Below are 25320 nucleotides of genomic sequence, written 5' to 3'. Positions count from 1 at the left end.
GGTGACTGCCTGGTATTCGCCGACCACACCGCGCGTCTCCGGCACCGGCGAACCGGTGTCAATGCCGTGTAGCGCGGCCGGCCAAACCATGTCCGTTTGGGTGGTCCTTAGCGGACAGCCACCTCACGAGTCCTATGGGAATTCACCGTTGGACCACCTCCTCTCTCGTGTACAGCCGACATTACGACCGTCCGAGCGGCCCGGCAAAGTCATTTAGCGCGATTCAACTCACGGCGAACCCGGGAACAACAGCAGGGCGACACCTCTGTGGCTCACCCGTTCGGGTGAGGTAGATTCTTCAGCCAACTACCAGTGGTCGCTGGACGCTCACCCTAAGGAAACAGATGGGGTCCACCCTGCAAAGCGGTCACGGTCGGCTGGCCGTCGGGGCCGTCGTGGGGGCGATCACCTGCACGCTCTTCGCGTTCGGTGCGCTGTCGGGCGGTGGCGACCGTCCGGTGACAGACCAGTCGGAGCTCGGCGCGGTCGAACCGGTGCCGCCCGCCTCCCGCTCCGGCGCGCCCACCACGACGACGTCGAGACGGGCGCGGTCGTCGTCCGAGCCGGAGTCCGCGAGCAGCACCACGACCACCACGACGACGACCGCGACCACCACCACGACGACGACCGCGTCGAAGCCCGGCGACCCGACCACCACCACGACGACCGAGACGACCACGACCACCACGACGACGCAGGCCCCGCCGCCGACGACCACCACGACCCGGTGCCACTCGCTGATCTGCGTCGGCGACTAGCCCCGCCGGCGTGTGGTGGGCGCTAGCCGTCCTGCACGACGCGCTCGTCCTCGTCGACGTCGGCCTCCTCGTCCGTCCGGACGACCGGCCGCGCCCGTGCCCGGTTGACCCCGCGCAGCACGCGCGCCAGCAGCAGGTTCAGCGCCAGCGCCACCTCACGCGACCCGGGCGTGCCCCAGGCGTGGATCGGCATGCACGCGCCCTGCGCCTGCTGCACGGCCAGCCGGTCGGGCAACGCGACCGGCATGACCAGGTTCCCGAAGTGCTCCCGCAGCTCCTGGATCCGGTACTGGTGCTCGTAGGACTGCGGCCGCACCCGGTTGACCACCACACCCAGCAGCGCCAGGTCGGAGTTGTGCTCCTCGGCGACCTGCTCGACCGCCTCGAACGCGCGTTGCGCGCCGGACACCGCGAACAGGGTCGGCTCGGTGACCAGCAGGGCGCCGTCCGCGGCGATCAGCGCCGACTTCGTCAGCCGTCCGAGTGACGGGGGACAGTCGAGCAGCACCAGCTGGTAGGGGAGTTCGTCGTCGGACAGCAGGTGTGCCAGCTCCTCGAGCGCCCTGGCCAGCTTCTCCAGGCGTCTCGGGTCGGGGTCCTGGTCGTTGAGCAGCTCCAGGTCCTCCGAACCGACGAGGACGTCCACCTCCTCGCCCCAGCCGCTCCGCGCGATCGCGTCCCGGAGCACCGCGGGCCGCGGCGTCTCGAGCACGTCGGCGAGGGTCGCCTCGGTGTCGTCCGGGTCGAGCGTCGCGGTCGCGTTGCACTGCGGGTCCAGGTCCACGACCAGCGTGCGCGCGCCCCGGCGCTGGGCCGCCGAGGCAAGGCCGAGCACGATGGTCGTCTTGCCGACACCACCCTTGAGGCTGAGCACCGCCACCGTTTGCACGCTATGCACCCTACGGGGCCTACCCTGTCGCTTCATGCGACCGGATGCAGTTCGCCTCGCGCTCGACACCGAGCTGGCCGCCGCGCGGCGGCGCCGTGCCGGCGAGCCACCGCGTGTCCTCGACGTCGGTGGAGGTAGCGGCGTCCTCGCGGTCCCGTTCGCGGCCGAGGGCTGCGCCGTGACCGTCGTCGAGCCGAACCCGAACGCGCTCGCGACGCTGTCCCGCCGCGCCGCCGACGCGGGTGTGCACGACCGCATCACCGCGGTCCAGGCCGACAGCGACGCACTCGGGCAGGTGGTGGCGGCCGGCTCGGTGGACGTCGTGCTCGCGCACGGCCTGCTCGAGGTGGTCGACGACCCGAAGCACACGGTCGCGGCGATGGCGGAGGCCGTCGCGCCGGGCGGTGTGGTGTCGGTGCTGGTCGCCAACCGGACCGCCGCGCTGCTGCACCGCGCGATCGCGGGCAGGCTCGCCGACGCGGCCGCGCTCGCCGACGACCCGGCGGGCAGGCTGCCGGAGGAGTCGCTGCTGCGCCGCTTCGACACCGACGGCCTCGTGGCCCTGCTCACCGACGCGGGGCTGTCCGTGGAGCTGGTGCAGGGGCACGGGGTGCTCAGCGAGCTGGTGCCGGGCTCGGTGCTGCAGCAGGACTCGTCGGCCCGGGACGCGCTGGCCGCGCTGGAGCTGCGGCTGGCGCCGGTCGCGCCACTGCGTGACATCGCCGCCCGCCTGCACGTGGTGGCTCGCCGGGCCTGAACGGGGAACCCGAACGGATGGGACATTCGCACGGGCTCACCTGCCCGTTCGGTCGTCGATTGTCGGTGGCCTCTGCTTAGCTGCACCCATGGGACGCAGCGGGGATCTGCCACGCGGGCTGGTGGATCGCTACAAGGCGCGGGACGGGCGGTGGCCGGACGACACCGGGTGCCCGGTCCTGCACGTGGACATGGACGCGTTCTTCGCGTCCGTGGAGATCAGGGAGCGGCCGGAGCTGGCCGACAAGCCGGTCGTGGTGGGTGGCACGGGCGGCCGCGGGGTGGTCAGCTCGGCCAACTACCTGGCGCGGACGTACGGCGTGCGGTCGGCCATGCCGACGGCCCACGCCCGGCGGCTGTGCCCGCACGCGGTTTTCTTACCGCCGACCTTCGCCCTCTACACGGCGGCGTCGGCGGGCGTGATGTCGATCTTCCGGGAGATCACGCCGCTGGTGGAGCCGCTCAGCCTCGACGAGGCGTTCCTGGACGTCGCGGGTGCGCTGCGGCGGCTGCGGATGACGCCGGGGGAGATCGGCGAGCAGGTCCGTGCCCGCGTGGCGGCGGAGTGGGGCATCACGTGCTCGGTCGGGGTGGCGCCGACGAAGTTCGTGGCGAAGCTCGCGTCCGGCCTCGCGAAGCCGGACGGGATGCTCGTGGTGCCGCGCACGGACGTCCTCGAGTTCCTGCACCCGCTGCCGGTGTCCGCGCTGTGGGGCGTGGGCAAGAAGACCGCGGAACGCCTGTCGTCGGTCGGGCTGAACCGGGTGGCGGACGTGGCCGCGACGCCGCTCGCCCGCCTCAAGCGCACGGTCGGCGTGGCGGCGGCCGAGCACCTGCACGCGCTGGCCAACGGCCACGACAACCGCGCGGTCGTACCGGAGTCGGCGGAGAAGTCGGTGGGCGCGGAGGAGACGTTCGAGGTCGACCAGACCGACCGCGAGGTGCTCAAGCAGGAGCTGCTGCACCTGTCCGAACGCACGGCGGCCACCCTGCGCCGCCGGGAGTTGCGCGGGCGCACGGTGTCCATCAAGGTCCGCTTCGGCGACTTCACGACGATCACCAGGTCCCGCACCCTCCCGGTGTCCACGGACGTGACCCAGGAGATCTACCGGACCGCGTGCCGCCTGCTCGACGAACAGACCCCACCGGGCGCTGTCCGCCTGATCGGCGTGCGGGTGGAACAACTGGAGGAGACCACGTCCGGCGGCCAGCAACTGCTGCTGGACGCCCCGGAACGCGGCTGGCGCGACGCCGACCAGGCAGCCGACCTGGCAAGAGCCAAGTTCGGCGGCGCCGCCATCCGCCCGGCGACACTGCTGACCAAGACCGCGGAGCCGAGCCGCAAGAGAGAGGAAGGTTGACCGACACCAACCACCTGCCGACGATCGCCACATCGACAACGTGACGCCAGTGTTCTCCCTCCTGCGCGCGCTGCGGCCCGCCGCGAACCGCAGCCGCGATGCCGAGGTGGAGAACCCGCGCACCAACGGCAAGACCACACAACCGCTCCGCAACGACAGCCGGCGGGCACGACCCTCGCACCGCCATCAATTGCCCACGACGACAAGCCACCACGGACGTGCCGAAGCCGACGGCGGGATCGGACGCAGTACCGGCTTCGTTGAGGCGGTCCGCTGTTGGGCGTTGCCTTCTTGCGCACCGTGCCCGGCGAGAATCTCGCACCGCCTGGGTCACCCCTGCCTGAGAAGCCGCCACCGCGAGGCCGCACGCACGCACGGGGAACCGTTGAGGGTGGTCCGTTGTTGGGCGCTGCGGCCTTGCGCCATGTCGCACGTCGCTTGCATCGGAGTCAGGCCGACGAGAAGCCGCCACTGCCGGGGCCGGCCCGAAGCCAAGGGCGAGACCGAACGCAGGCACCGGGACCGTTGAGGTGGTCCGCCCTGTGTCTTGCACTGCCACTGACGGGCACCTCGCTTCGCCTGGGAGGCTGCACGCCGGGCGAAGTTGCCACCGCCGCGGCTGGCCCGAAGCCAAGGGCGAGACCGAATGCCGGCACCGGGACCGTTGAGGTGGTCCGCTGTTGGGCACCGTGTTCGGCGAGAATCTTGCCTCGCCTGCGTCGGATTCGATCCTGCGACAACCCCGAGAACCAACGGCAAGATCGAACCCAGTCCGCTCTGGTGGGCACCGCGGTCCCGGACACCATCCCCGGCGACAACCCGCGACGCGGGCAGCCGCCGCCTCGCCGTGAACGGTTCCTCCCGCTCGACCCAAGTCCGTTAGCTCACCACCCCGGAGACCACACGCTTCCTGCGTGACGACAGCGCCAACGTGAGCAGCAACGCCGCCGGCCACGCCTGCACACCCCGTATCACCGTCCACAGTGAACCGGAGGCGGGGACGGCGAACACGGCGTCGATCTCGTCGTTCCGTTGCGCGGCCTCGGCCGCCGCGTTGCGCTCGTCACCTCGGCCCGCGTCAGCCTGCCCGCGTCACGGTACGCGCCCGCGGGCCCGCGGCCAGGCAGCGGAATCCCCCGGTTCGCCACGGCGCGGGGGCGTACCGGGCTAGTCTCGGTGCGCGGTCCGTGATTGGGGGAGGCCACCGTGACGATCGACCCAGAACAGCTGTTCGCCGACTACGAGGCCAGGCTGGCAGCAGTGCAGCGCAAAGCGGAGCAGGTCAGTGCCGGCCTGACGGCGACCTCGGTCACCGAACGCTCCGGCGACGGCCAGGTGACCGTCACGGTCAACGCCTCCGGCAACGTCACCGACCTGCGCATCGCCCCGGGCACCCGGCAGGGGCCGGAGCTGGCCGCGGCGATCATGGTCACCATGCGCCGTGCGCAGAGCAGGCTCGTCGAGGCCGTCCAGCGCACGATCCCCGCCACCGTGGGTGCGGGCCTGATGGCGGAACTGACCGACCAGTACCGCCGCGCCTACCCGGCCCCGCCCCCCGAGCCGCCGCGTGGGCACCGCCGGGCCATGCGACTCGGCGCGGACAACGCAACCGCGCCGTCCCGGCCGCCACGCAGGCGGCCCGCGTCCGGCGACGACTCCGACTTCTCGGATCGGGGGCTGCTCCGATGACCGGGCCGGACGGCGTGCACATCGACGTCGAGGCGATGGACGTCCACCGCAAGCACCTGGCGGCTCTGGTCGACCGCATCGGCACCGCCAGGGACGCCGCCCGCGCGACGCTGACACCGGACGCGTTCGGCGTGTTCGGTGGCGAACTCGCCGCGGCGTGCATCCGGTCGCAACAGGAAGGCGCGGACACGCTCCAGGTCGTGCTCGACGCGAGCAACGTCCACCACGACAACGTCGACGCGTGGCGGAAGGATCTCGCCACCAACGAACTGGACCTCGTCGCCATGTTCCGCGTGATCGGAGACGACGATGCCTGACGGCAACCCGATCGTCGCCGCCGCACAGGACAAGGTTTCCTGGGCCGAAGGCTCGGGACTGGTGCAGGACGCCGTCGATCTCGTGAACCAGGTGGACAGCGGCCAGTGGGCCGCCGGGCTGACCAGCCTGCTGTCCGCCGGACTGACCGTCCGGGACGTGATCGTGGATCCGGTGGCCAAGCTCGCCAGCATGGGACTCGGCTGGGTGATCGAGTTCTTCGACCCGTTGAACGTCTGGCTGGACTGGCTGACCTGTGACTCCGAGCAGCTCACCGTCGCCGCCGAGACGTGGTCCGGGATCGCGGCGGAGCTGCGGACCGCGGCGGACGAGCTGACCGGGTACAGCACGACCGACACCGCGGGCTGGTCCGGCCCGGCCGTGGACCAGTACCGGGTGTTCTGCGCGGACCGCGTCGACCTGTTCAACGCGGCCGCCGGCGCGGCCGCGGCCACCGCCAACCTCATCAACCGCAACAAGATCCTGCTGACCGTCGTCCGCTCGATCGTGCGGGATCTGATCACCGACGGCATCGGCAAGGTGATCAGCATCGTCCTGCGGTACCCGCCGCCCGCGACCCTCGCGGCGTCCGGTGAGATCGCCGGTCAGGTACAGCGGACCGGCGCCGCGATCGCCGACCTGGTGCGCAAGCTGCAGCAGGCGCTCAGGAACGCCTGGGACCTGCTGAAGCGGAGCGGGAACATCTTCACGGAAGTCGGGCACCAGATCCGGCAGATGCGGATCTCCGTCGCGGGCGCCGCGCGGATGTCCCGCGTACACCAGAACTCCCACCTGGTCGCGAAGGTCCACAACCAGCACGTGGACCAGATCCTCGGGCAGGCCCGAGACGTGGGGGAGTACGCAGTGCGGACCGCGGGCGCCGACGCGGTCGGCGGTCTGGCCGAGCAGGTCGGCATGGAGATCCTCAAGGAACCGACGAAGTACGGGCAGGGCCGGGTCGACGAGAGCGCACCCGGCCACCCGGCCGTCGACGGCACGACGGGAGACGGTCGCTGATGACCTGGATCGTGTGGGCCGGGGCGGGGCTGGTGGTGCTCCTCCTCGTCGTGTTGATCATGTCTGGCCGGAAGAACGGTGGCTCGTCCCCGGACCGGCGGATGACGACCGACAGGATGTCGGAGGAGCAGCGCGCCATGTGGGCCCAGGCCGAGGCGGCGCTGATCGCGTTCCGGGACGCCCGGGGTGACGAGGTCGGACCAGCCCGGGCACGCTTGCTCGGCGCCGCGGACGCCGTGGACGCACGCGTCCGGGCGATCGAAGGCGAAGGCGCGTCGGAACGGCAGGTGCTCATGTTCCGGCTCGCCGCCGAGGAGATCCGGGAGTTCGTGAACGACGCGCTCGCCCGGCGTCAGGACCCCCAGCACGGCTGAGGGGCCCGGTCAGCAGGTGTAGAGGCTGTTCGGGTGCACGCGTTCGCAGTAGCGGACGTGCAGGTGGTTGTCGTGGTTGGCGTACTGCGTGGTCAGGCCCTCGCTGATCAGGACCGGGTCGTTGAAGAAGATCAGCCGCACGTGGCCGGGGGCCGCGGACCGGATGGCCTGCACCAGCGCGCGGGTGGCGGCGCGGTCGTACGTGGTCGACTGCCAGGTGATCCGGCCCGCCGTGCACTGGGCGTTGTCGGTGCGGATCGGCCACACGTCGACGTCCATGCCGACCGCGTGGCTGGAGTGGCCCGGGATGGACCCGCCGTGCTCGAAACCCGCGTCGCCGAGCGGGACCTGACCCTGGCCCGTCGCGGCGAACGTGCGGGCGGCCCGTTCCAGCTGGGCGACCGACGCGGCCGTGGCCCAGTTCGCGGTGCCGTTGCCGTCCGGGTCCTGGTCGCAGAAACCCGCCGACATGTCGGGATATCCGTAGTGCCACACCAGGTTCCGCCACGTCGTCGGGCCGACCACGCCGTCGACGCCGATGCCCGCGTGGGACTGGAAGTCGCGGACGGCCGTGGTGACCGCGGCGTCGAAGACCCCGTTCACCGCCAGGGACAGCCTGCGTTTCTCGTTCAGCTCCACCTGCAGCGCGCGCACCGCTGGACCGCTCGCGCCCTGGCTGATCTGCGGCACCAGCGCGGCCCACGTCGCCGGGCCGACGATGCCGTCGACGGCGAGGCCGCGGGCCGACTGGAACGCCCGGACCGCCGTGGTGGTGGCCGAACCGAAGATCCCGTCGGCCGTGACGGCGTGGCCGTGGTGGGTCAGCAGGTGCTGGATCGCGAGCACGTCCACACCGCGGTTGCCGGAGCTCTGCGTGTGGAAGAAGGCGTTGGCATAGGCGTGGGCCGGGGCGCCGGAGCAGAACACGGCGAGCACGGCGAACAGGGTGACGAGGACTCGACGCACAGTAACAAACTGTAACGAGTTCTCGTCAATAATCCACGAGGTAGCATTCCCAGTTATGGTGCCCGTCGGCAACCTGATCCTGCTGGTGGTCGTCGTGATCGCCCCGACGCTGCTGTTCTGGGTCCTGCTGCGCGTGCCCACCACCGTCGACGCCGTCGGCGCCTACCTGCGCAGGCGCCGACGCGGCCCCGAACCGGCCTGCCCGCCCATCGAGCGGCTCGCCGCCGACCTGCGCCGCGTGCACCGGACCCTCGCCGAGTTCCCGCCCGGCACCCCGGCCGTCCGCCGCCGCGCCACCCGGGACGCCTACGACGCCCTGCTCGTCCAGGCGTGCGCGGCACTCGACGTGCCGCACCGGCTCGACGTCGTCGGCGAGGGCATCGACCGCGAGGTGGAACGGCTCCGCGTCGAGGACGCGCTGCGCGCGGCCGGCGTCCGCGTCACCTGACGAGCGCGGGCAGCACCTCGCCGAGCGGGCCGCGCAGCACGATCGTCGCCAGGTCGTCGTACGGCGTCTCCGAGGCGTTGCAGATCACGACGGCCGCGCCCGCCTGCGCGGCCAGCCCGACGAGACCGGCCGCGGGCTGCACCGACAGCGAACTGCCCACGGCCAGCATGAGATCGCTCGACAGCACCGCGTCGCGGGCGGCCATCAGCACGTCGGTGTCGAGCGGCTGGCCGAACGAGATCGTCGCCGACTTGAGGATGCCGCCGCACACGCGGCACGTCGGGTCGGGCGTGCCGGCAGCGACGCGTTCGAGCGCCTCGGCCATCGGCCGGTGCTCGTTGCACTGCAGGCACACGGTTTCCCGCATCGAGCCGTGCAGCTCCAGCACCGACGTCGAACCCGCGCGCTGGTGCAGCCCGTCGATGTTCTGCGTCACCAGCGACACCAGCCGCCCGGCCGCCTCCAGCTTCACCAGCGCCCGGTGCGCGTCGTTCGGTTCCGCCCGCCACACCGGGTGCGCGAGCCGCGCCTGCCACGACGCGCGCCGCACCTCGGGGTCCCCGACGTAGGCCTGGAAGCTCGACAGGCGCTCGGCCTTCGGGTCCTTCGTCCACAACCCGTTCGGCCCGCGGAAGTCCGGGATCCCCGAGTCGGTGGAGATGCCGGCGCCGGACAGCACGGTGATCCGCCTCGCCGCCGACACCACCGCGATGCCGTCGGTCAGTTCGTCCGGCTCCCTCACCAGCTGCCTCCTCCGCCTCCGCCGCCACCCCCGCCGACGTCGCCGCCGCCGGAGTACCCACCACCCGAGTATCCGCCGCCGGACGAGCCGCTCGTCGACGGCGCCGAGGTCGCCGTGTCGACGGTGGAGCTGAGCGCCACGTACGCCGCGGTCTCCGCGACCCCCGAGGTCGCGGGCGGCAGCGCGGCGGCCGCCATCGCCTTGTTCCAGCGGTCCAGCTCGCCGAGCGCCACCGCCCACGCCGAGTACAACCGCAGCTCGCCCCGCTCGGCCGCCGCCCGCGCGTGCCGGCCCTCGGAGGCGGCGAGGAACCGCCGGAAGCCCTCGACCAGCTGTCGCCGCGCGAACCCCGCCGGCGTGCGGATGGGCAGCTCGTCCGCATTCAGCACCATGCTCACGCCCGCGCCGGCGAGGAACCCGGACACCCCGGCCGCGAGGTACGCGACGTCGAGGAACCTGCCGGTCAGGAACAACGCCACCACGCCCGCGAGGACGGCGACGACCGCGAGCGCCGCCACCCACCACGCCACGCGCCGGTTCCGCTTCTCCGCCGCGTGGTCCCACAGCTCGCACGTCGACCGCCAGTGCTTCAGCTCGTCGGCGACCAGCCTGAAGCCCTCCGCGAACCACCGGTCGTACTTGCCGAGCTTGACCTTCGCCCGCCGGTTGAACATCTTCCGCAGCGGCACGGGCGCCGACGCCCACCGGTCGTCGCCCGCGGTCCAGCGCAACCGCTTGCCGTCGCCCTCGATGGCGAACCAGCCGTCGATCGACTGCTGCGTCAGCCACGCGACCTGGTGGTGCTTCTCGACCTTCTCGTGCAGCAGCACCCCGCCCTGCGCGGGGGTGAGGTCGCGCGGCGGCTCGAACTGCATGGTCACCTGCCGCTCCGCGGCCGTGTCGGCGATCGGCGCGGCCGCCATGCCCGGCCCGCCGAACACGGCGTCGACACCGCCGCCCGCCCATGCGCGGTCGCGGCCCCGCCGCCGTGCCCACAGCAGCGGCGGCACGATCCCGAGCAGGTACGCGGCGCCGCCGATGCCCAGCACCCGCCAGATGACCGTCCAGTAGGAGCGGCCCTCGGTGAGATCGACGTCGTCGGGCAGCGCCGTGCGGACGGGACCGGCGAGCGCGCCGGCCATGGTGCCGTCGATCGTCACGCCCTGCGCCTCGTCCAGGCCGGTGACGTGTGCGGTCAGCGCGTCACCGTCGCGGCGGAAGGTCTCGCAGGGCGTCTCGCTGGACGCGGAGCCGCGGTGGCAGCCGACGTCGGTGAGCCTGCGCGGGCCGGTGATGCGCAGGTCGGCCTCGTCCACCGGGACGTCCCAGCCGGTGCCGATCATGTCGAAGCCGAACCGGTCGCCGTCGGTGGCGCCGGTGACCCGGTACTCGAGCACGTACCGGTGCAGCCCGCTGATCTCGGTGTCCGGGTCACCCACTCGGATCACCGCGGACACGTCGTCGGTCAGCTCGAACCCCGCGGGCGCGGACGCCGACCGCACCCGCACGTCGGAGAGCACCTCGTCCGAGGTGCCGCCGGGCACGCCGTAGCCGGGGAAGTCACGCAGGATCCCGTGCCGGGAGTTGTTGCCGAAGTCGTAGTCGATGGTCTCCCGGACGAGCGCGGAGCCGTCCTCCTGGACGGCCACGTCCACCGCGTAGTGGCGGATCCGCTCCTCGCTGAGCCCGAAGTAGGTGACGAACCCGGCGACCGCAGCGAGGACGACCCCGGCGAGCACGGCCGCGCCGATCGTGGCGGACCGCCGGCGCCTGGTGAACGAGGTGACGAGCACAGCGGAACCCTAGTGTTCGGCGGTCCACTCCAAGAGGCGTTCCGCCGACCATGTGTTGATCACCCGATCGGGTGAAATTCCGCATTCCTCGGCCCGTTCGCAGCCGAACGGCAGCCAGTCCAGCTGGCCGGGGGCGTGCGCGTCGCTGTCGATGGCGAACAGGCAGCCGATCTCGTGGGCCAGGCTCAGCAGCCGCCGCGGCGGGTCGAGGCGGTCCGGCCGGGAGTTGATCTCCACGGCGACCCCGTTGACCTGGCACGACGCGAAGACCGCCGCGGCGTCGAACTCCGACTCCGGCCGCGGCCTGCCCTTCACCCGCCTGCCCGTGCAGTGGCCGAGGATGTCCAGGTGCGGATTCGCGACGGCGGCCAGCATGCGGTCGGTCATCTCGTCCTTCGCCATCCGCAGCTTCGAGTGCACGCTGCCGACCACGACGTCCAGCCTGGCCAGCAGTTCCGGCAGCTGGTCGAGGGCGCCGTCGTCGAGGATGTCGACCTCGATGCCGGTCAGGATCCGGAAGGGCGCGAGCTCCTCGTTGAGGGCCGCCACGACGTCCAACTGCTCACGCAACCGCTCGGCGCTCAACCCGTTCGCGACCGTGAGCCGGGGGCTGTGGTCCGTCAGGACCATCCAGTCGTGACCCAGAAGGATGGCGGCTTCCGCCATTTCCCTGATCGGGCTGCCGCCGTCCGACCAGTCCGAATGGGTGTGGCAGTCGCCCCTGAGTTCCGCGCGCATGGCCTCGCCACCGGCCACCGGTTCGAGCCCGCCCGCCAGCAGTCGCTGCAGGTAGGCGGGTGCTTCGCCGCGCGCGGCCTCGGTGATCACGGCGGCCGTCGTCCTGCCGATCGAGGGCAGCGCGGTCAGCGTCCCCGCACGTAGGCGTTCGGCCAGTTCGCCGTCGGGCAGCCCGTCGACGACGGCGGCGGCCCGCCGGAACGCCTGCACCTTGTGGGTCGGCTCCGCCGCGCGCTCCAGCAGGAACGCGATCTGGCGCAGCGCTGTGGCCGGTTCCACTCAACCCACCCGGCGGGGGCCGTCGGCGCTCGTGACAGACTCGTGGGAGGCCGGGTTTTGCTGATGCATACGACCATGATTCCGGATCGGGTAGTCGCGGAGCCTCGCGGCTCGTATCCTGGAGGTGACGTCCCCACCGTGGGGCGCCCGCCGGGTCCGGCGGCCAAAGACCCGTGATCGCCCGGCGCTCGCGACCGCTGTGCCGGAGGAGGAACGAATGCCACTCTCCGAGCACGAGCAGCGACTGCTCGACCAGATTGAGCGTGCGCTTTACGCCGAGGATCCGAAGTTCGCATCCAGCGTGCGGGGCGCGCGGTTGCGCCGCCCCTCACGACGCCGACGCCTGCAGGGCATCGCGCTGTTCGTGCTGGGTGTCGCCCTTCTGGTCCTCGGAGTCATCCTGCCGCTGAAGCCTGGCGGTGTCCCGGTAGTCAGCTTGCTCGGCTTCCTGGTCATGTTCTTCGGTGCGCTGCTCACGCTCTCCGCCATGCGAAATGGAGCCGGGGAAAGCGAGGAGGGCGCCGAGGGCGGTGGTGGCGGAGGCTCGCCGAAGGCGCGCCGAAGCTCATTCTCGCAACGCATGGAGGACCGCTTCCGCAAGCGGTTCGAAGACGGACCGTAACCGAAGAATGTCCGGATCGTCGGGTGCCGCACGGCATCCGGCGACCTTTTTCGTGCGTGACGTGCGACGCACCTTCGATGACTTCTCGAAGCCTGCCAGTCACCATCGGCCAAGGGGCTCTCGTCTCAGCGATGGAGGTAGGCCGTGGCCTTGCGCATCCCGGAGCACGCACAGTGGACCCGACTGGCGGAGCGGGTCGCCCAGGTGGCGCCCGACGGTTTCGCCGGTGACCGGCTGAGGAACCTGTACGAGGGACGCTGGCAGGACGGCGGCGAACGCTCGCCGATGGTCTCGCCGGTCGACCAGTCCACGATCGGGCAGCTGTCCAAGATCGACGAACCCGTCGCGCTGAAGGCCGTCGCCGCCGCGCACCAGCAGCACCGCGACTGGGCCGAGGTGCCGCTCGCCGAGCGCAAGGCACGCGTGACCGCCGCCGTCGACGCGATGACCGACGTCCGCGACGACCTGGCCCTGCTGCTCGCGTGGGAGATCGGCAAGCCGTGGAAGCTCGCGTGCGCCGACGTCGACCGCGCGCTCGACGGCGTCCGCTGGTACCTCGAGAACGTCGACGCCATGCTCGCCACCGACGCGCACGGCCGTCCGTTCGAGCGAACCCCGCTGCCCGGCCCGGTGTCCAACATCGCGAGCTGGAACTACCCGATGTCGGTGCTCGTGCACGCCGAGCTGGTGCAGCTGCTGGCCGGCAACGCGGTGGTCGCGAAGACCCCGACGCAGGGCGGCGCGGTGTGCCTCACGGTCGCGCACGCGCTCATGAACGACGCCGGCCTGCCGGTCACCCTGCTGTCGGGTGACGGCTCGAAGCTCTCCGGCGCGCTGGTGCGGTCGATGGAGATCGGCGCGCTCGCGTTCGTCGGTGGCCGCGACAACGGCGGCAAGGTCGCCGCGCAGCTCGTCGACACCGGCAAGCGGCACATGCTCGAGCAGGAGGGCCTCAACTGCTGGGGCATCTGGGAGTTCTCCGACTGGGACGGCCTCGCCGCGCACCTCAAGAAGGGCTTCGAGTACGCCAAGCAGCGGTGCACCGCCTACCCGAGGTTCGTGGTGCAGCGCGACCTGGTCGACTCGTTCCTGGCGACGTACCTGCCGGTCGTGCAGTCGATCAAGTTCGGCCACCCGCTCGCGGTGGACGAGTCCGGGGAGCTGCCGGTGCTCGACTTCGGGCCGATGATCTCCGCGACCAAGGCGCGCGACCTCGCCAAGCGGGTCGACGAGGCACTGCACCACGGCGCCGTGCCGCTGTACCGCGGGTCGCTCGACCAGGGCCGGTTCCTGCCTGGCCAGGACACGTCCGCGTACGTCGCCCCGACCACGCTGCTCGCCCCGCCCGGCGCGGCGCGGCTCATGCACGAGGAGCCGTTCGGGCCGGTCGACACGATCGTCGTCGTGGATACGAAGGCCGAGCTGCTCGCGCAGATGAACGCGTCCAACGGTGCGCTCGTCGCGAGCATCGCGTGCGACGACGAGGAGCTGGCGGCCGAGCTGGCCGAGCACGTGCAGGCGTTCAAGGTCGGCGTGAACAAGCCCCGTTCCCGCGGTGACCGCGAGGAGCCGTTCGGCGGTCGCGGCGGGTCGTGGAAGGGCGCGTTCGTCGGCGGCGAGCACCTGGTGCACGCGGTCACGCAGGGGCCGGCGGACGAGCTGCTGTACGGCAACTTCCCGGACTACAACCGCTACCCGGCCGTCTAGCGCCTGCCGAGCACCACCAGGTACCGGCACGGCGCGTCGCTCCGGTTGACGTACGCGCACGGTTGCGGCGCGCCGAGCTGCAGGCAGTCGCCGGGGCCGAGGTCGTGCTCGACCTCGCCCTCGCGGAAGACCAGGTGCCCGTCCAGGACCCAGATCTGGTGGTGGGCCAGCGCGTACGACTCGGGGGGCTGGGCCACCTCGGCGCCGGCGGGCAGCTCGACCTCGACCAGTTCGAGCGGCCCGCCGGGCACCGGGGACACCGCGCGCCGGACGTAACCGGTCTCCGGGTCGGTCCACATCGGCTGGTCGTCCTTCCTGGCCAGCCGTTTCTGGTCCTGCTCCGCGCGGGCGACCAGCTCGGAGAGGGTCATGCCGAGCGCGGCGGCGAGCCGGGACAGCAGCACGGCGGTCGGCTGGGTCTCGCCCCGTTCGATCTTGCTGATCATGGCGCGGGAGACGCCGGAGCGGTCGGCCAGCGCGCCGCCGGACAGGCCGCGTGCCAGGCGGGCCTCCTGCAGTGTGGTGGCGATCGCAGTGCTGAGGTCGGTCACGGCTTCACAATAGTGGATGCTCTGTCTACTATCTTCGACATGTTCGTGAGGGACGCTGCCGCGGCCGGAGACGCCGCGGCCTGTGCGGCGATCTACGCCCCGTACGTGCGGGACACGGTGATCACGTTCGAGCTGGACCCGCCGACGGAGACGGAGATGGCGGCCCGGATCGAGAAGGCCCGCACGACGCACGCGTGGCTGGTCGCCGAGGACGACGGCCGCGTCGTCGGGTACGCGTACGGCGGCGAGTACAAGTCACGCGCGGCGTACCGGTACTCGTGCGAGGTCAGCGTGTATGTGGCGCAGGACCACCACCGCGGCGGCGTCGGCCGCGCCCTGTACACGGAACTGTTCGCCCGCCTCGCGGCCCGCGGCTACCACATGGCGGTGGCAGGCATGACGCAACCCAACGAACCCAGCGCCGCCCTCCACCACAAGATGGGCTTCGAACTGATCGGCACGTACCGCCGAATCGGCTGGAAACACAACAACTGGCACGACGTCACCTGGACCCAACGCCCCCTGAAACCCCGCGAGTCCCGCCCCCAGACATAGCGAGTCACGCTCTCAAACACCGCGAGTCACGCTCGCAGGCACACCGAGTTGTCGGTTTCGTGCCGATCATGGGGGAGCTGCGGCCGACCATGATCGGCACGAAACGTCCAACTCGGTGTGCGCGAGAGCGTGACTCGCGGTGTTCGGGCGGGGTTAGCGGCGGAGGACTGAGCGGGGGAGGAGTTTGGCTCGCCAGTTCAGGGGGGAGTTGCGGCGGATGCCTTCCATCAGGTTGTCGTAGGCGGGGGCCAGGGACGGGTCGGGCTGGGGCTGGCCGCCGTACCAGTTGCGTTCCACCTCGCCGACCACCGTGCGCAGGGCGCGCCTGCCCGTGTCGTCGAGGGAGTGCTCGCGGGCCATGCGGCGGGCCGCCGTGCGGACCGTCTCCGTGCTGCTGACCTCGATGCCGCGGTCGCGCGACTCGGCGATCAGCTCCTGCCACGCCGACGTGGCCGCCGCCGGGCTGTTCGTGTGCACGTCGTGCCGGTGTGCCAGGCGCCTGCGCTCCCGGACGAGACCCGGCGCTGCCGCGATCAGCAGGACCACCACCAGCAGCGCGAGCCACCACGACACGAGCGCCGCGACGAACACCAGCGCCAGCGCCCACGCCACGACCGCCAGCGGCAGCAACATGCCACGCCGCCTCGGCCTGCCGCGGGCCGCGGCCACGAGCGCGGTCAGCACCACCGCGGACAGCAGGACCACCGCGATCGCCACCCAGATCCACAGCGCGGGTGACTGCTCCTGCTGGTTGCCGCCACCGGCGCCGGCCTCGGTGGTCTCCTCGTCCTCCGGCGTGCCGGTCGGCGCGCTCGACGCGGTCGGCGCCGCGGACGTCTGGCTCGGGTTCTCCGGGTCGTCCTCCGGCCCGGACACGCCGGTGTCGGAGATGTACGGCGGGTTGTAGGTCGTGCCGTCCGACAGCGGGGTCGGGTCGAAGATCACCCAGCCCGACGACGGGAAGTACACCTCGACCCACGCGTGCGCGTTCTGCGTGGTGATCGTCCGGTAATTGCCGTTCGCGTACCCGCCGGTGTAGCCCATGGCGACCCGCGACGGGATCTGCGCCGCCCGCAACAGGATCGCCATCGCCGACGCGTACTGCTCGCAGTAGCCCCGCTTGCTGCGGAACAGGAAGTCCTCGAGCGCGCTCTCGTCCGCGCCGGTGGCGGTCTCGGTGTCGTACTGGAAGCCGTTGGTGGTGGCGAAGTAACCCTTGACCGCCTTGACCTTCTCGTAGGTCGACGACTTGCCCGCGGTGAGCCGCTGCGCGAGCTCGACCACCGGCTGCGGCAGCCCGTCGGCACGCAGGTAGATCGACGGGATCTCGCCGGACGCGGTGAACAACCCGTCGCCGGCCAGGTCGGCGGGCGTCGGCGGGGTGAGCACGGCTTCCTCGATGTACGTGGGCAGCTCGCGGCGGGACTCGCCGTAGACCATGCCGCTCTCGGCGTCGTAGCGCATGTCGTCGGGCAGCCCGGACAGCCCGACCGGGATGCCGGCCACGGGCGCCCAGTAGTCGCGCGAGTTGACCGGCTCGACCTGGATCTCGCTGATGTCGTCGGGGTCCGGCGGGTTCGCGCCGTCGGGGAGCGGCAGCCGCCCGGCCGCCTCGACCCCCCTCGGCAGCTCCCGCTCGTTGTCGCGCCGCCAGCCGCCGTTGCGGTCGTACACCGGCAACGTCATGGCGCGCAGGTAGGGCGCGCCGCCCTCGACGTCCATCCCGGTGATCCGGAACAGCTCGACGTTGCCCTCCTGGTCGAGCATGCCGCGCAGCGACGTGAACGGGTTCAGGCCGAGGCCGCCCTCGCCGCCGCCGTTGTCGCCGCCGGGGAGCTGGCCGACGGTGCCGATCCACGTGATCGTGGCGCCCGCGAACAACGCGACCGCGACCGCGCCCGCCACCAGCGCGGCGGGCCCGCCGAGGCCGCCGTTGGTGCCCTGGACGGTCGGCCGGTTGCGCCACAGCTGGTGGCGGTGCGCGCCGTCGACCGCGAGCAGCGCCGCGAACGACAGCGCACCCAGCACGAACGCCCACCACGGCAGCATCTCGTCGGCGAGCGACGCGGGCACCGCGTACACGCACAGCAGGACCAGCCCACTCGCGGCGGGCGTGCCCGCGGACACGGCGAGCGTGTCGACGAGCACGGCGACCAGGCCGATCGCGATCACCACGAGGCACAGCAGGGCCTGGGTCGCGGGCACCGGCGGCACCCCGGTCCGCACCACCTCGACGGATGTCTGCAGCACGGTGCCCAACTGGGCCAGCGCGTCCGGGCCCGGCAGGACGCCGAGGACGCCCTCGTCGGTGAACAACGCGACGAGCAGGCAGAGCAGCGCGAACATCTGCGCGAGCCCCACCAGCAGGATCGGGGTCCGCGCGGCCCGCAACCCGAGGCCGACCGCGGTCACGACGGTGACGGCGACACCCGCGTAGCCCCACCAGCGGAGCCCCTCGATGACGCCGGACAGTGCGAGCGACGCGCAGAGCACGGTGACGGCCGCGACCACCGGCGTCACGGTCATCGACCACTGCGCCGAGGTCAGCTCGCCGCCGGGGGGCGGTGGCGTGTCGGGAGCCGGTGCGCCCGACGGCGGCCGTGTCGGGGTTGCAGTCGTCACGTTCGTGCCACTCCCTATCCCGTGATCACCGCGTCGGCGCGGGTGCCGTGGGTGCGGCACAACGTCGCCCACGTCGCGGCCATCGGCGTGTTCGGCCGTGCCACGGTGACCCCCCAGCCCGCGCCGCGCAGCAGCGCGGTCGCGCCTTCGATGTCGGTGCCCGCGTCGCCGCCTTCGCCGGCCGTCGCCCACGCGGCGGTGTCGAGCAGCACGGCGAGGCTGCGCGTGCCGCGCGCCCGGTGCCCGACCAGCTGCGACAGCGACTCGGGCGTGGTCGCGCCGAGGACGGCGATCAGTTCCTGCCCGCCCGCGGGGTCGCCCGCGCTGTCCATGCTGGTCGTCGGCGTGGCCTGCAGCGCGGCCAGCGCGTCGAGCACGGCGTGGTCGTTGTGGGTGCCGTCGCCGTGGTCGCGCACGATCAGCCCGCCGGACTCGGTGACGAGCTTGATCCGCTGCCCGTAGCGGTGCAGGTGCAGGCAGACGCTGGCCGCGAACGACACGGCCCACTCGAGGCTCGAGTTCGCGCCGGTGCCGCGGTGCGCGGACGCGCGGTGGTCCAGCAGCACGGTCGTGCCACCCCGCCACGGGCGTTCCTCGACGCGCACCATCATCTCGTCGCGCTTCGCGGTCGACCGCCAGTGCACCTTCCGCAGGTCGTCGCCCTGCCGGTACGGGCGCACGATCGCGTCGTCCTCGCCCTGGCCCGCGTTGAGCCGCACCGAGCCGTCGTCGCCGGAGCCGAGCCCGGAGCCGCCGGGCACGCCGACGAGCTTCACCACCCGCGGCACCACGATCAGCCGGGACGTGTGCGCGAGCTCCCGTTCGAACTCGGCCAGCCCGAACGGGTCGGTGATGGTCGCCTTCAGCGGGCCGAGCTGCTGGATGCCGCGCAGCATCGGCTGCACGTGGTAGCGCAGCCGGGTGCCGGTGTGCCTCGGCAGGTGCTCGATCACGAACCTCGGCTTGCCGCCGAGCGAGTACGGCACGCCGTCGGACACGAGCAGGCCGCCGGTCGGGAGCCTGCCGGTGGACGTGATGTGCAGTGTCACCTCGGCCCGCCCGCCGACCGGCGTGCGGACGGGGTTGATCTGGCGTTGTGCGTGCAGGCCGACCCGCGCCACCGCGGTCAGCAGGCACACGAGGATCGGCAGTGCCACCACGAACACGGAGACCCGCAGCAGGTCCCGCTCGTTCAGCACCACGGAGCACAGCGCGGCCGCGAGCCCGGCCGCGAGCAGGCACCGCCCGCGCGTGGTCAGACCCGAGAGCGCACCTCTGAGGGGCCGCGCCACCGGTGGACTACCTGTTCCCGCGCGCGGCCCACTCGGCGCCGCCCTGCGGCCCCGCCTGTGGCACCGGCACCCGCTGCACGAGTGCGCGGATCAGCTCGGCGGTGGAGCGGCGGCCCGCCTGGGCCTCCGGGGTGAGCACGAGCCGGTGCGCGAGCACCGGGACGGCGACGGCGTGGATGTCGTCGGGGACCACGAAGTCACGGCCGGACAGCGCGGCCTGCGCGCGGGCCGCGCGCACCAGGTGCAGCGTCGACCGCGGCGAGGCGCCGATCCGGATCTCCGGCAGCCGCCGGGTCGCGGAGACCAGCTCGACGGCGTACCGGCGGATGTCGGGGGAGAGCTTGACCGCGCGCACGGTCTCGATCAGGTGCTTGACCTGGTCCGCGTGCGACACCGGCTGCAGGTCGGCGAGCGGGTTGTGGCCCGCGTGCTCGTCGACCATCGCGAGCTCGGCGGCCGGGTCGGGGTAACCGATCGACACGCGTGCGGTGAACCGGTCGCGCTGGGCCTCCGGCAGCGCGTAGGTGCCTTCCATCTCGATGGGGTTCTGGGTCGCGATGACCATGAACGGCGCTTCGAGGTGGTAGGTGTTCGCGTCGACGGTGACCTGCTCCTCCTCCATGCACTCCAGCAGCGCGGACTGCGTCTTCGGGGAGGCGCGGTTGATCTCGTCGCCCACCACGATGTTCGCGAACACCGGGCCGGGGCGGAACTCGAACTCGTTGGTCTGCCGGTTGAAGATCGACACGCCGGTCACGTCGGAGGGCAGCAGGTCCGGGGTGAACTGGATGCGGCTCACCGTGCAGTCGATGGACCTGGCCAGGGCCTTCGCGAGCGACGTCTTGCCGACCCCGGGCACGTCCTCGACGAGCAGGTGGCCCTCGGCGAGCAGCGTGACGAGCGCGATGCGCACGACCTCCGGCTTGCCGACCAGGACCCGCTCGACGTTCGCCGCGATCCGCTGCGCCGCCGCGCCGAGCTCGTCCAGCGGCGCGACCTGGCGGTAGTGGGTGTGCTGCTGCGCGTTCTGGTCGCCGTTGTGGGCGTAGGGGTCGCCGCCGTGTGCCGCGTAGGGATTACCGGGCAGCGCCGATGGCGGGGTACTCGACGTCACGCGACCTCCTGAGAACTTCGTAGGCTCGACAGAGCCTGCTACGAAGTGTGTCAAACCTCCGAGAAGTACCCCACCCCTCCGGGCACGGCGCGGGGGCGCGGGTGTTCCTTCTATCTTGTACGCCTTTCGGCCCCGGTGTGCTCCGGTCGGCCGAATTGCCCGCGACTTGCCTGCCGGCGGGGGTCCGCCACTTCTCCCCACCGGAGTTCCCCACAACGCCCCACGCCGAACCCGCCGGGCCCGAAATCGGTCCGTTCGGCCGCTGGATTGGGCACCCCCGGGGGCTCGCGCGGCACCCGGATGGGGGAGTCCCGCCACGGCCCCCCACCTCGCCCCCCACGTGTTGACCTGGGCAAATGCCGGGACTTTCGCGAAGGATCCGCGTCATTCGACGTTGACTGTGGTGAAAAGTGGGGTACGGTGGCGGCAAGTGGGGCGGAAGGGGGCCCCATGGCTGGTCCGGATGGACCGGTAGGGGAGGTGCGGACCCTGATGTTCCTCGGTACGCACACCCCGAAGCTGGACGACAAGGGGCGGCTCACGCTGCCTGCCAAGTTCCGGGACGCCCTCGCGGGTGGGCTGATGGTGACAAAGGGTCAGGACCACTGTCTCTACGTCTTCCCGCGAGCGGAGTTCGAGGAGATGGCACGCAAAGTGGCTGCCGCTCCCCTGACGAACGAGGCGGTTCGCGCCTACCAGCGGTACCTGTTCGCCGGCACCGACGAGCAGCGGCCCGATGGCCAGGGGCGGATCGCGATCGCACCGGAGCTCCGCCGCTACGCGGGGCTGACCAAGGAGTGCGTGGTCATCGGTGCGATCACCCGCCTGGAGATCTGGGACGCGCAAGCGTGGCAGACCTACTTGGACGAGCACGAGGACGACTACTCCCAAGCGCGGGAGGAGGTCCTGCCCGGCGTGTTCTGACGGGAGCGGGAACACGGGCATGGACGCGGGTGCCGCGAGGCCTCCGTTCCGCTCGCCTTCGACCCTGGCACACCTTCCCCGGCGCCAGGTTCGACGAGCGGGCGGGGACCTGGCGGCACCCGTTTGGGATATACGGCGGGAGAGGGGGTGTGTTCGGCATGGGCTCGACCGCGCACATCCCTGTTCTCCTCGACCGCGTTCTCGAGCTGTTCGCACCGGCGCTGGACACGCCCGGCGCGGTGCTCGTCGACACCACCCTCGGCCTCGGCGGCCACTCCGACGCGCTGCTCGAGGCACACCCCGCGCTCACCCTGGTCGGGCTCGACCGCGACCCGAACGCGCTGGACCGCTCCCGCGAGCGGCTCGCCCGCCACGGCGACCGGGTCCACCTCGTGCACGCGGTCTACGACGAGCTGCCGGAGGTCCTCGGCGGGCTCGGGATCGCGCCGCGGGGCGGGGTCGCCGGTGTGCTCATGGACCTCGGCGTGTCGTCGATGCAGCTGGACGTCGCGGAGCGCGGCTTCGCGTACTCCAAGGACGCCCCGCTCGACATGCGGATGGACCCGACCGCGGAGCTGACCGCGGCCGAGGTGCTCAACACCTACCCACCCGGTGACCTGGTGCGGATCCTGCGCGACTACGGCGAGGAGCGGTTCGCGAAGCGGATCGTCGACCGGATCGTGAAGGCGCGGGCCACCACCCCGTTCACCACCAGCGGGCCGCTCGTGGAGCTGCTGTACGACGCGGTGCCCGCGGCGTCCCGGCGCACCGGCGGGCACCCGGCCAAGCGGACGTTCCAGGCGCTGCGCATCGAGGTCAACGGCGAGCTGGACGCGTTGCGCGCCGCCGTGCCCGCCGCGTTGCGCGCGCTGCGGGTGGGCGGCCGGATCGTCGTGGAGTCCTACCAGTCGCTGGAGGACCGGATCGTGAAGCAGGCGTTCGCCGAGCTGGCGAAGTCGCGCACGCCGCAGGGCGTGCCGGTGGAGCTGCCCGGGCACGGGCCGCAGCTGCGGCTGCTGACCAGGGGCGCCGAGCAGGCGGACGAGCAGGAGATCGAACACAACCCGCGGGCGGCCTCGGTCCGGTTGCGTGCGGCCGAGCGGATTCTGGAGGCGGCATGACCATCCAGGCAGAGCCGACCCGTACCAGGACGACGGAGCCGGTTGAGCAGGCGCCCGCCCACACCCGGACGCCAGGACGTGCCAGGTCCGCGGCGGCGCAGCGGGCGTACGCGCGGCGGGCGCAGCGCGAGGGCAGGCCGGTCCAGCGCACGGTGGACGAGGACCTCGACCGCGGCGCCGGGCGGGTGCCGTTCGCGGTGCTGATCATCGTGCTGCTGGTGGTCGGCGTCGCGGCCACGCTGTGGCTGTCGACGCAGGCGATCGCGGACTCCTACCGCCTCGACGAGGCGAAGCAGAACGTGGAGCGGCTGTCCGAGCGGGCCGCCGTGCTGCAGCGCGAGGTGACGGAGAAGGAGTCCGCCGCGTCGCTGGCCGAGCGCGCGAAGGCGATGGGCATGGTGCCCGCGGGCGATCCGGCCCGGCTCGTGGTGAAGCCCGACGGCACGGTGGTCGTGGTCGGCGAGCCGAAGCCGGTGGAGAAGCCCACACCGCCCGCGAGCCAGACCCCGCCCCCGGCGGGCGGACGGGGAGCGGGCGGATGACCGAGCCTGGCAGGGCCGCGAAAGGCGCGTTCACCGCACCCGGTGCCGGGAACGCGCCTTTCCCGGCAGGAGGTGGCTGATGCCGGGACAGCCGAGAGCGCGGCGTCCCGGCGGCCCGGTCCGGCGCCCGGTGCAGCGGGTCGCCGCGTCCGGCGTGCCCGCCCGCGGCGGGTCGCAGGGCCGCGGCGCGCCACGCGGCCTGCCGCCACGAGCCGTGCACGGCTCCGGTCGCCGGGTGCCGCCGCCGCGCACGCTGCCGACGGGACCGCGGCGGCTGGTCCGCAAGAAGCGCAAGCCGCCGAACCACCACATCCGGGTCGTCGCCGTGCGCTTCTTCCTCATCGCGGCGCTGGTCGCGGCCGGGCTGAAGCTCGTCCAGGTCCAGGGTTTCGAGGCGGAGGCGCTCGCCGCGAAGGCCGAGCGGCAGCGCATGACGGAGATCGACCTGCCCGCCCACCGCGGCTCGATCCTCGACCGCAACGGCATGGAGCTGGCGTTCAGCGTCGAGTCGCGGTCGCTCGCGTTCCAGCCGAGGGCGCAGCGCAAGCAGATCGACATCTTCAACGAGAACATCAAGGACGGCAAAGCCAAGGGCGAGCCGATGAACTTCGACACCGAGACCCAGGAGATGGCGCGGTTCATGGCCGCGAAGCTCGGTGGCACGGTGTCGGAGGGCGACCTGCTCGGCAGGCTCCGCAAGGACGCCAACTTCGTCTACCTGGTGCACAACGTCGAGCCGGGTGTGGCGCGGGAGATCCAGGACGAGTACCCGTCGGTGATCTCCGAGTACCGCGCGGAGCGCGAGTACCCGGGCAAGACGACCGCCGCCAACATCATCGGCGTCGCGAACTGGCGCATGGACGACAAGGACGTCAAGAAGCACGACCTGCACGGGCTCGCCGGCCTCGAGCTGCTGCGGGACAACGAGCTCGCGGGCAAGCCCGGCCGCCAGGAGGTGGCCACCGAGGAGGGTGACGACGGCGTCGTCATCCCCGGCACCGAGCGGGACCTGCGGCCCGCGGTCGACGGTTCGGACCTCGTGCTGACCATCGACGCGGACCTGCAGTACTTCCTGCAGCAGTCGCTCGCCGCCTACGTCGTCAAGGCGCAGGCGCAGGGCGGCAGCGCGGTGATCATGGACGCGAAGACCGGCGAGGTCTACGCGCTCGCCAACGACAAGACGTTCGACCCGAGCCGCAGCGGCGGCTGGGACCTGGAGTCGATGGGCAACCCGGCGGTCAGCAACCCGTACGAGCCGGGGTCGGTGAACAAGGTCGTGACCGCGTTGTGCGCGATCGACCAGAACATCACCTCGCCGCTGGACGTGCACCAGGTGCCGGGCAGGATCCAGGTCGCCGACCGCACCGTCCGCGACGCGTGGAGCCACGGCACGCAGCCGTTCACGACGACCGGCATCTTCGCGAAGTCGTCGAACGTCGGGACGCTGATGCTCGCGCAGGAGTGCGGGCCCGACAGGTTCGCCGAGCTGCTGAAGAAGCTCGGCCTCGGCGCCCGCACCGGTGTCGGGCTGGCCGGGGAGAGCCCGGGCAGCGTGCCGCCGCGCGGCCAGTGGTCGGGGTCGACGTTCGGCAACCTGCCGATCGGGCAGGGCCTGTCGATGACGGTGCTGCAGATGGCGGGCATGTACCAGACGGTCGCCAACGACGGCGTGCGCGTGCCGCCGAGGGTGGTCGCCGAGCGGGTCACCCCGGACGGCGAGCGGATCCCGGAGCCGAAGCCGAAGCCGGTGCGGGTGGTCGACGCGAAGACCGCGAAGGTCGTGCGCGACATGTTCCGCGCGGTCGTGCAGGACGCGCCGACCCCGGACAACGGCACGGGCAGGGCCGCCGCGCTGACCGGTTACCAGATCTCCGGCAAGACCGGCACGGCGCAGCAGTTCGACAAGGCACTCGGCCGGTACAGCCAGGAGAAGTACTGGATCACGTTCGCGGGCATCCTGCCTGCCGACGACCCGCGGTTCGTCGTTGGCATCATGCTCGACCGGCCCAAGTACGTCGGCGGGCCGCCGGAGGGCAAGAGCGCGGCGCCGCTGTTCCACGACATCGCCTCGCACCTCGCGCAGGTGTACAACATCCCGCTGTCCAAGGGGCAGACGCCTTTCGTTCCGCTCATCCAGCAGTAATC

General features: G+C 72.0%; 24 protein-coding genes. 14 read left to right on the top strand and 10 right to left on the bottom strand.

Translation table 11 applies throughout. The features are described from left to right. Window positions 1–367: 367 nt before the first annotated feature. Window positions 368–721 (bottom strand): hypothetical protein, encoded by a 354-nt coding sequence (locus tag ACYQ77_RS32360; RefSeq protein ID WP_459718013.1) that lies wholly within the window; start codon window positions 719–721, stop codon window positions 368–370. A gap of 59 nt (window positions 722–780) precedes the next feature. Then, window positions 781–1647 carry a ParA family protein gene (locus ACYQ77_RS32355; RefSeq protein ID WP_459718011.1) on the bottom strand — a complete coding sequence of 289 codons (867 nt, stop codon included), beginning with the start codon at window positions 1645–1647 and terminating at the stop codon, window positions 781–783. Window positions 1648–1681: 34 nt separating this feature from the next. Between ACYQ77_RS32355 and ACYQ77_RS32350 the strand changes: the two genes are divergently transcribed. The 6 genes from ACYQ77_RS32350 to ACYQ77_RS32325 all read left to right on the top strand — a co-directional run bounded on the left by ACYQ77_RS32350 (window position 1682) and on the right by ACYQ77_RS32325 (window position 7159). Further along, window positions 1682–2404 (top strand): class I SAM-dependent methyltransferase, encoded by a 723-nt coding sequence (locus ACYQ77_RS32350; protein ID WP_459718008.1) that lies wholly within the window; start codon window positions 1682–1684, stop codon window positions 2402–2404. Between the two features lie 88 nt (window positions 2405–2492). Then, window positions 2493–3764 carry a DNA polymerase IV gene (locus tag ACYQ77_RS32345; RefSeq protein ID WP_459718007.1) on the top strand — a complete coding sequence of 424 codons (1272 nt, stop codon included), beginning with the start codon at window positions 2493–2495 and terminating at the stop codon, window positions 3762–3764. A 1206-nt stretch (window positions 3765–4970) separates the two neighbouring features. Beyond that, window positions 4971–5453 carry a YbaB/EbfC family nucleoid-associated protein gene (locus tag ACYQ77_RS32340; RefSeq protein ID WP_459718004.1) on the top strand — a complete coding sequence of 161 codons (483 nt, stop codon included), beginning with the start codon at window positions 4971–4973 and terminating at the stop codon, window positions 5451–5453. Then, window positions 5450–5770, top strand: coding sequence for a hypothetical protein (locus ACYQ77_RS32335; protein WP_459718001.1), 321 nt, complete (start codon window positions 5450–5452; stop codon window positions 5768–5770). Before ACYQ77_RS32340 ends, ACYQ77_RS32335 begins: the two co-directional genes overlap by 4 nt. Continuing rightward, entirely contained in the window at window positions 5763–6785 is a 1023-nt protein-coding gene (locus ACYQ77_RS32330; RefSeq protein ID WP_459717999.1) for a PPE domain-containing protein, read from the top strand. The genes ACYQ77_RS32335 and ACYQ77_RS32330 overlap by 8 nt, the downstream gene beginning before the upstream one ends. Continuing rightward, on the top strand, window positions 6785–7159 hold the full coding sequence (locus ACYQ77_RS32325) for a hypothetical protein (RefSeq protein ID WP_459717996.1): 375 nt from the start codon (window positions 6785–6787) through the stop codon (window positions 7157–7159). Before ACYQ77_RS32330 ends, ACYQ77_RS32325 begins: the two co-directional genes overlap by 1 nt. A 9-nt stretch (window positions 7160–7168) precedes the next feature. Here ACYQ77_RS32325 and ACYQ77_RS32320 read toward each other — a convergent pair whose 3' ends face one another. Continuing rightward, the gene (locus ACYQ77_RS32320; RefSeq protein WP_459717994.1) at window positions 7169–8125 is read right to left on the bottom strand and encodes a penicillin-insensitive murein endopeptidase; all 957 of its coding nucleotides are present in this window, start codon (window positions 8123–8125) and stop codon (window positions 7169–7171) included. Window positions 8126–8180: 55 nt separating this feature from the next. Here ACYQ77_RS32320 and ACYQ77_RS32315 point away from each other — a divergent pair, with 55 nt between their 5' ends. Then, on the top strand, window positions 8181–8573 hold the full coding sequence (locus ACYQ77_RS32315; protein ID WP_459717992.1) for a hypothetical protein: 393 nt from the start codon (window positions 8181–8183) through the stop codon (window positions 8571–8573). On the opposite strand, the gene ACYQ77_RS32310 is transcribed toward ACYQ77_RS32315, so the two are convergent. Genes ACYQ77_RS32310 through ACYQ77_RS32300 form a run of 3 tightly spaced genes read right to left on the bottom strand, consistent with a single transcriptional unit; the run spans window position 8566 to window position 12125 of the window. Continuing rightward, a complete protein-coding gene (locus ACYQ77_RS32310; protein ID WP_459718536.1) occupies window positions 8566–9318 on the bottom strand; it encodes an SIR2 family NAD-dependent protein deacylase in 753 nt (250 codons plus the stop codon). The genes ACYQ77_RS32315 and ACYQ77_RS32310 overlap by 8 nt on opposite strands. Further along, on the bottom strand, window positions 9312–11108 hold the full coding sequence (locus ACYQ77_RS32305) for a DUF2207 domain-containing protein (RefSeq protein WP_459717989.1): 1797 nt from the start codon (window positions 11106–11108) through the stop codon (window positions 9312–9314). Before ACYQ77_RS32305 ends, ACYQ77_RS32310 begins: the two co-directional genes overlap by 7 nt. A 9-nt stretch (window positions 11109–11117) precedes the next feature. Beyond that, on the bottom strand, window positions 11118–12125 hold the full coding sequence (locus ACYQ77_RS32300) for a PHP domain-containing protein (protein ID WP_459717986.1): 1008 nt from the start codon (window positions 12123–12125) through the stop codon (window positions 11118–11120). A 217-nt stretch (window positions 12126–12342) separates the two neighbouring features. On the opposite strand from ACYQ77_RS32300, the gene ACYQ77_RS32295 reads away from it, so the two are divergent. Together ACYQ77_RS32295 and ACYQ77_RS32290 are read left to right on the top strand one after the other, a co-directional pair. Continuing rightward, on the top strand, window positions 12343–12747 hold the full coding sequence (locus ACYQ77_RS32295) for a DUF3040 domain-containing protein (RefSeq protein WP_459717984.1): 405 nt from the start codon (window positions 12343–12345) through the stop codon (window positions 12745–12747). Window positions 12748–12891: 144 nt separating this feature from the next. Next, a complete protein-coding gene (locus ACYQ77_RS32290) occupies window positions 12892–14454 on the top strand; it encodes an aldehyde dehydrogenase family protein (RefSeq protein WP_459717981.1) in 1563 nt (520 codons plus the stop codon). Here ACYQ77_RS32290 and ACYQ77_RS32285 read toward each other — a convergent pair. Then, window positions 14451–15005: a helix-turn-helix domain-containing protein gene (locus ACYQ77_RS32285; protein ID WP_459717979.1), complete on the bottom strand. Its 555-nt coding sequence runs from the start codon at window positions 15003–15005 to the stop codon at window positions 14451–14453. The two genes, ACYQ77_RS32290 and ACYQ77_RS32285, sit on opposite strands and share 4 nt — an antisense overlap. Window positions 15006–15044: 39 nt before the next feature. On the opposite strand from ACYQ77_RS32285, the gene ACYQ77_RS32280 reads away from it, so the two are divergent. Further along, entirely contained in the window at window positions 15045–15560 is a 516-nt protein-coding gene (locus tag ACYQ77_RS32280) for an N-acetyltransferase family protein (protein WP_459717977.1), read from the top strand. A 153-nt stretch (window positions 15561–15713) separates the two neighbouring features. On the opposite strand, the gene ACYQ77_RS32275 is transcribed toward ACYQ77_RS32280, so the two are convergent. Genes ACYQ77_RS32275 through ACYQ77_RS32265 form a run of 3 tightly spaced genes read right to left on the bottom strand, consistent with a single transcriptional unit; the run spans window position 15714 to window position 20462 of the window. Next, the gene (locus tag ACYQ77_RS32275) at window positions 15714–18182 is read right to left on the bottom strand and encodes a transglutaminase family protein (protein WP_459717974.1); all 2469 of its coding nucleotides are present in this window, start codon (window positions 18180–18182) and stop codon (window positions 15714–15716) included. Window positions 18183–18196: 14 nt separating this feature from the next. Then, complete coding sequence (locus tag ACYQ77_RS32270) at window positions 18197–19474, bottom strand: DUF58 domain-containing protein (RefSeq protein ID WP_459717971.1); 1278 nt, start codon at window positions 19472–19474, stop codon at window positions 18197–18199. 7 nt (window positions 19475–19481) lie between these two features. Beyond that, on the bottom strand, window positions 19482–20462 hold the full coding sequence (locus ACYQ77_RS32265; protein WP_459718533.1) for an AAA family ATPase: 981 nt from the start codon (window positions 20460–20462) through the stop codon (window positions 19482–19484). A 618-nt stretch (window positions 20463–21080) separates the two neighbouring features. Between ACYQ77_RS32265 and mraZ the strand changes: the two genes are divergently transcribed. The 4 genes from mraZ to ACYQ77_RS32245 all read left to right on the top strand — a co-directional run bounded on the left by mraZ (window position 21081) and on the right by ACYQ77_RS32245 (window position 25318). After that, complete coding sequence (mraZ, locus tag ACYQ77_RS32260) at window positions 21081–21512, top strand: division/cell wall cluster transcriptional repressor MraZ (RefSeq protein ID WP_184814412.1); 432 nt, start codon at window positions 21081–21083, stop codon at window positions 21510–21512. Between the two features lie 158 nt (window positions 21513–21670). Continuing rightward, window positions 21671–22633: a 16S rRNA (cytosine(1402)-N(4))-methyltransferase RsmH gene (rsmH, locus tag ACYQ77_RS32255; RefSeq protein ID WP_459717968.1), complete on the top strand. Its 963-nt coding sequence runs from the start codon at window positions 21671–21673 to the stop codon at window positions 22631–22633. After that, on the top strand, window positions 22630–23175 hold the full coding sequence (locus ACYQ77_RS32250; RefSeq protein ID WP_459717965.1) for a septum formation initiator: 546 nt from the start codon (window positions 22630–22632) through the stop codon (window positions 23173–23175). The genes rsmH and ACYQ77_RS32250 overlap by 4 nt, the downstream gene beginning before the upstream one ends. Before the next feature lie 79 nt (window positions 23176–23254). Continuing rightward, the gene (locus ACYQ77_RS32245; RefSeq protein WP_459717963.1) at window positions 23255–25318 is read left to right on the top strand and encodes a peptidoglycan D,D-transpeptidase FtsI family protein; all 2064 of its coding nucleotides are present in this window, start codon (window positions 23255–23257) and stop codon (window positions 25316–25318) included. Window positions 25319–25320: the final 2 nt, after the last annotated feature.

Source organism: Actinophytocola sp. KF-1 (assembly GCF_054661535.1).
This window is presented reverse-complemented; position numbering and strand designations above follow the sequence as displayed.

Coding starts and splice junctions, on each gene's coding strand:
- ACYQ77_RS32345 (WP_459718007.1), top strand. CDS start 2,493: ATGGGACGCAGCGGGGATCTGCCACGCGGGCTGGTGGATCGCTACAAG.
- ACYQ77_RS32330 (WP_459717999.1), top strand. CDS start 5,763: ATGCCTGACGGCAACCCGATCGTCGCCGCCGCACAGGACAAGGTTTCC.
- ACYQ77_RS32280 (WP_459717977.1), top strand. CDS start 15,045: ATGTTCGTGAGGGACGCTGCCGCGGCCGGAGACGCCGCGGCCTGTGCG.
- ACYQ77_RS32250 (WP_459717965.1), top strand. CDS start 22,630: ATGACCATCCAGGCAGAGCCGACCCGTACCAGGACGACGGAGCCGGTT.
- ACYQ77_RS32350 (WP_459718008.1), top strand. CDS start 1,682: ATGCGACCGGATGCAGTTCGCCTCGCGCTCGACACCGAGCTGGCCGCC.
- ACYQ77_RS32315 (WP_459717992.1), top strand. CDS start 8,181: ATGGTGCCCGTCGGCAACCTGATCCTGCTGGTGGTCGTCGTGATCGCC.
- ACYQ77_RS32325 (WP_459717996.1), top strand. CDS start 6,785: ATGACCTGGATCGTGTGGGCCGGGGCGGGGCTGGTGGTGCTCCTCCTC.
- ACYQ77_RS32335 (WP_459718001.1), top strand. CDS start 5,450: ATGACCGGGCCGGACGGCGTGCACATCGACGTCGAGGCGATGGACGTC.
- rsmH (WP_459717968.1), top strand. CDS start 21,671: ATGGGCTCGACCGCGCACATCCCTGTTCTCCTCGACCGCGTTCTCGAG.
- mraZ (WP_184814412.1), top strand. CDS start 21,081: ATGTTCCTCGGTACGCACACCCCGAAGCTGGACGACAAGGGGCGGCTC.
- ACYQ77_RS32295 (WP_459717984.1), top strand. CDS start 12,343: ATGCCACTCTCCGAGCACGAGCAGCGACTGCTCGACCAGATTGAGCGT.
- ACYQ77_RS32245 (WP_459717963.1), top strand. CDS start 23,255: ATGCCGGGACAGCCGAGAGCGCGGCGTCCCGGCGGCCCGGTCCGGCGC.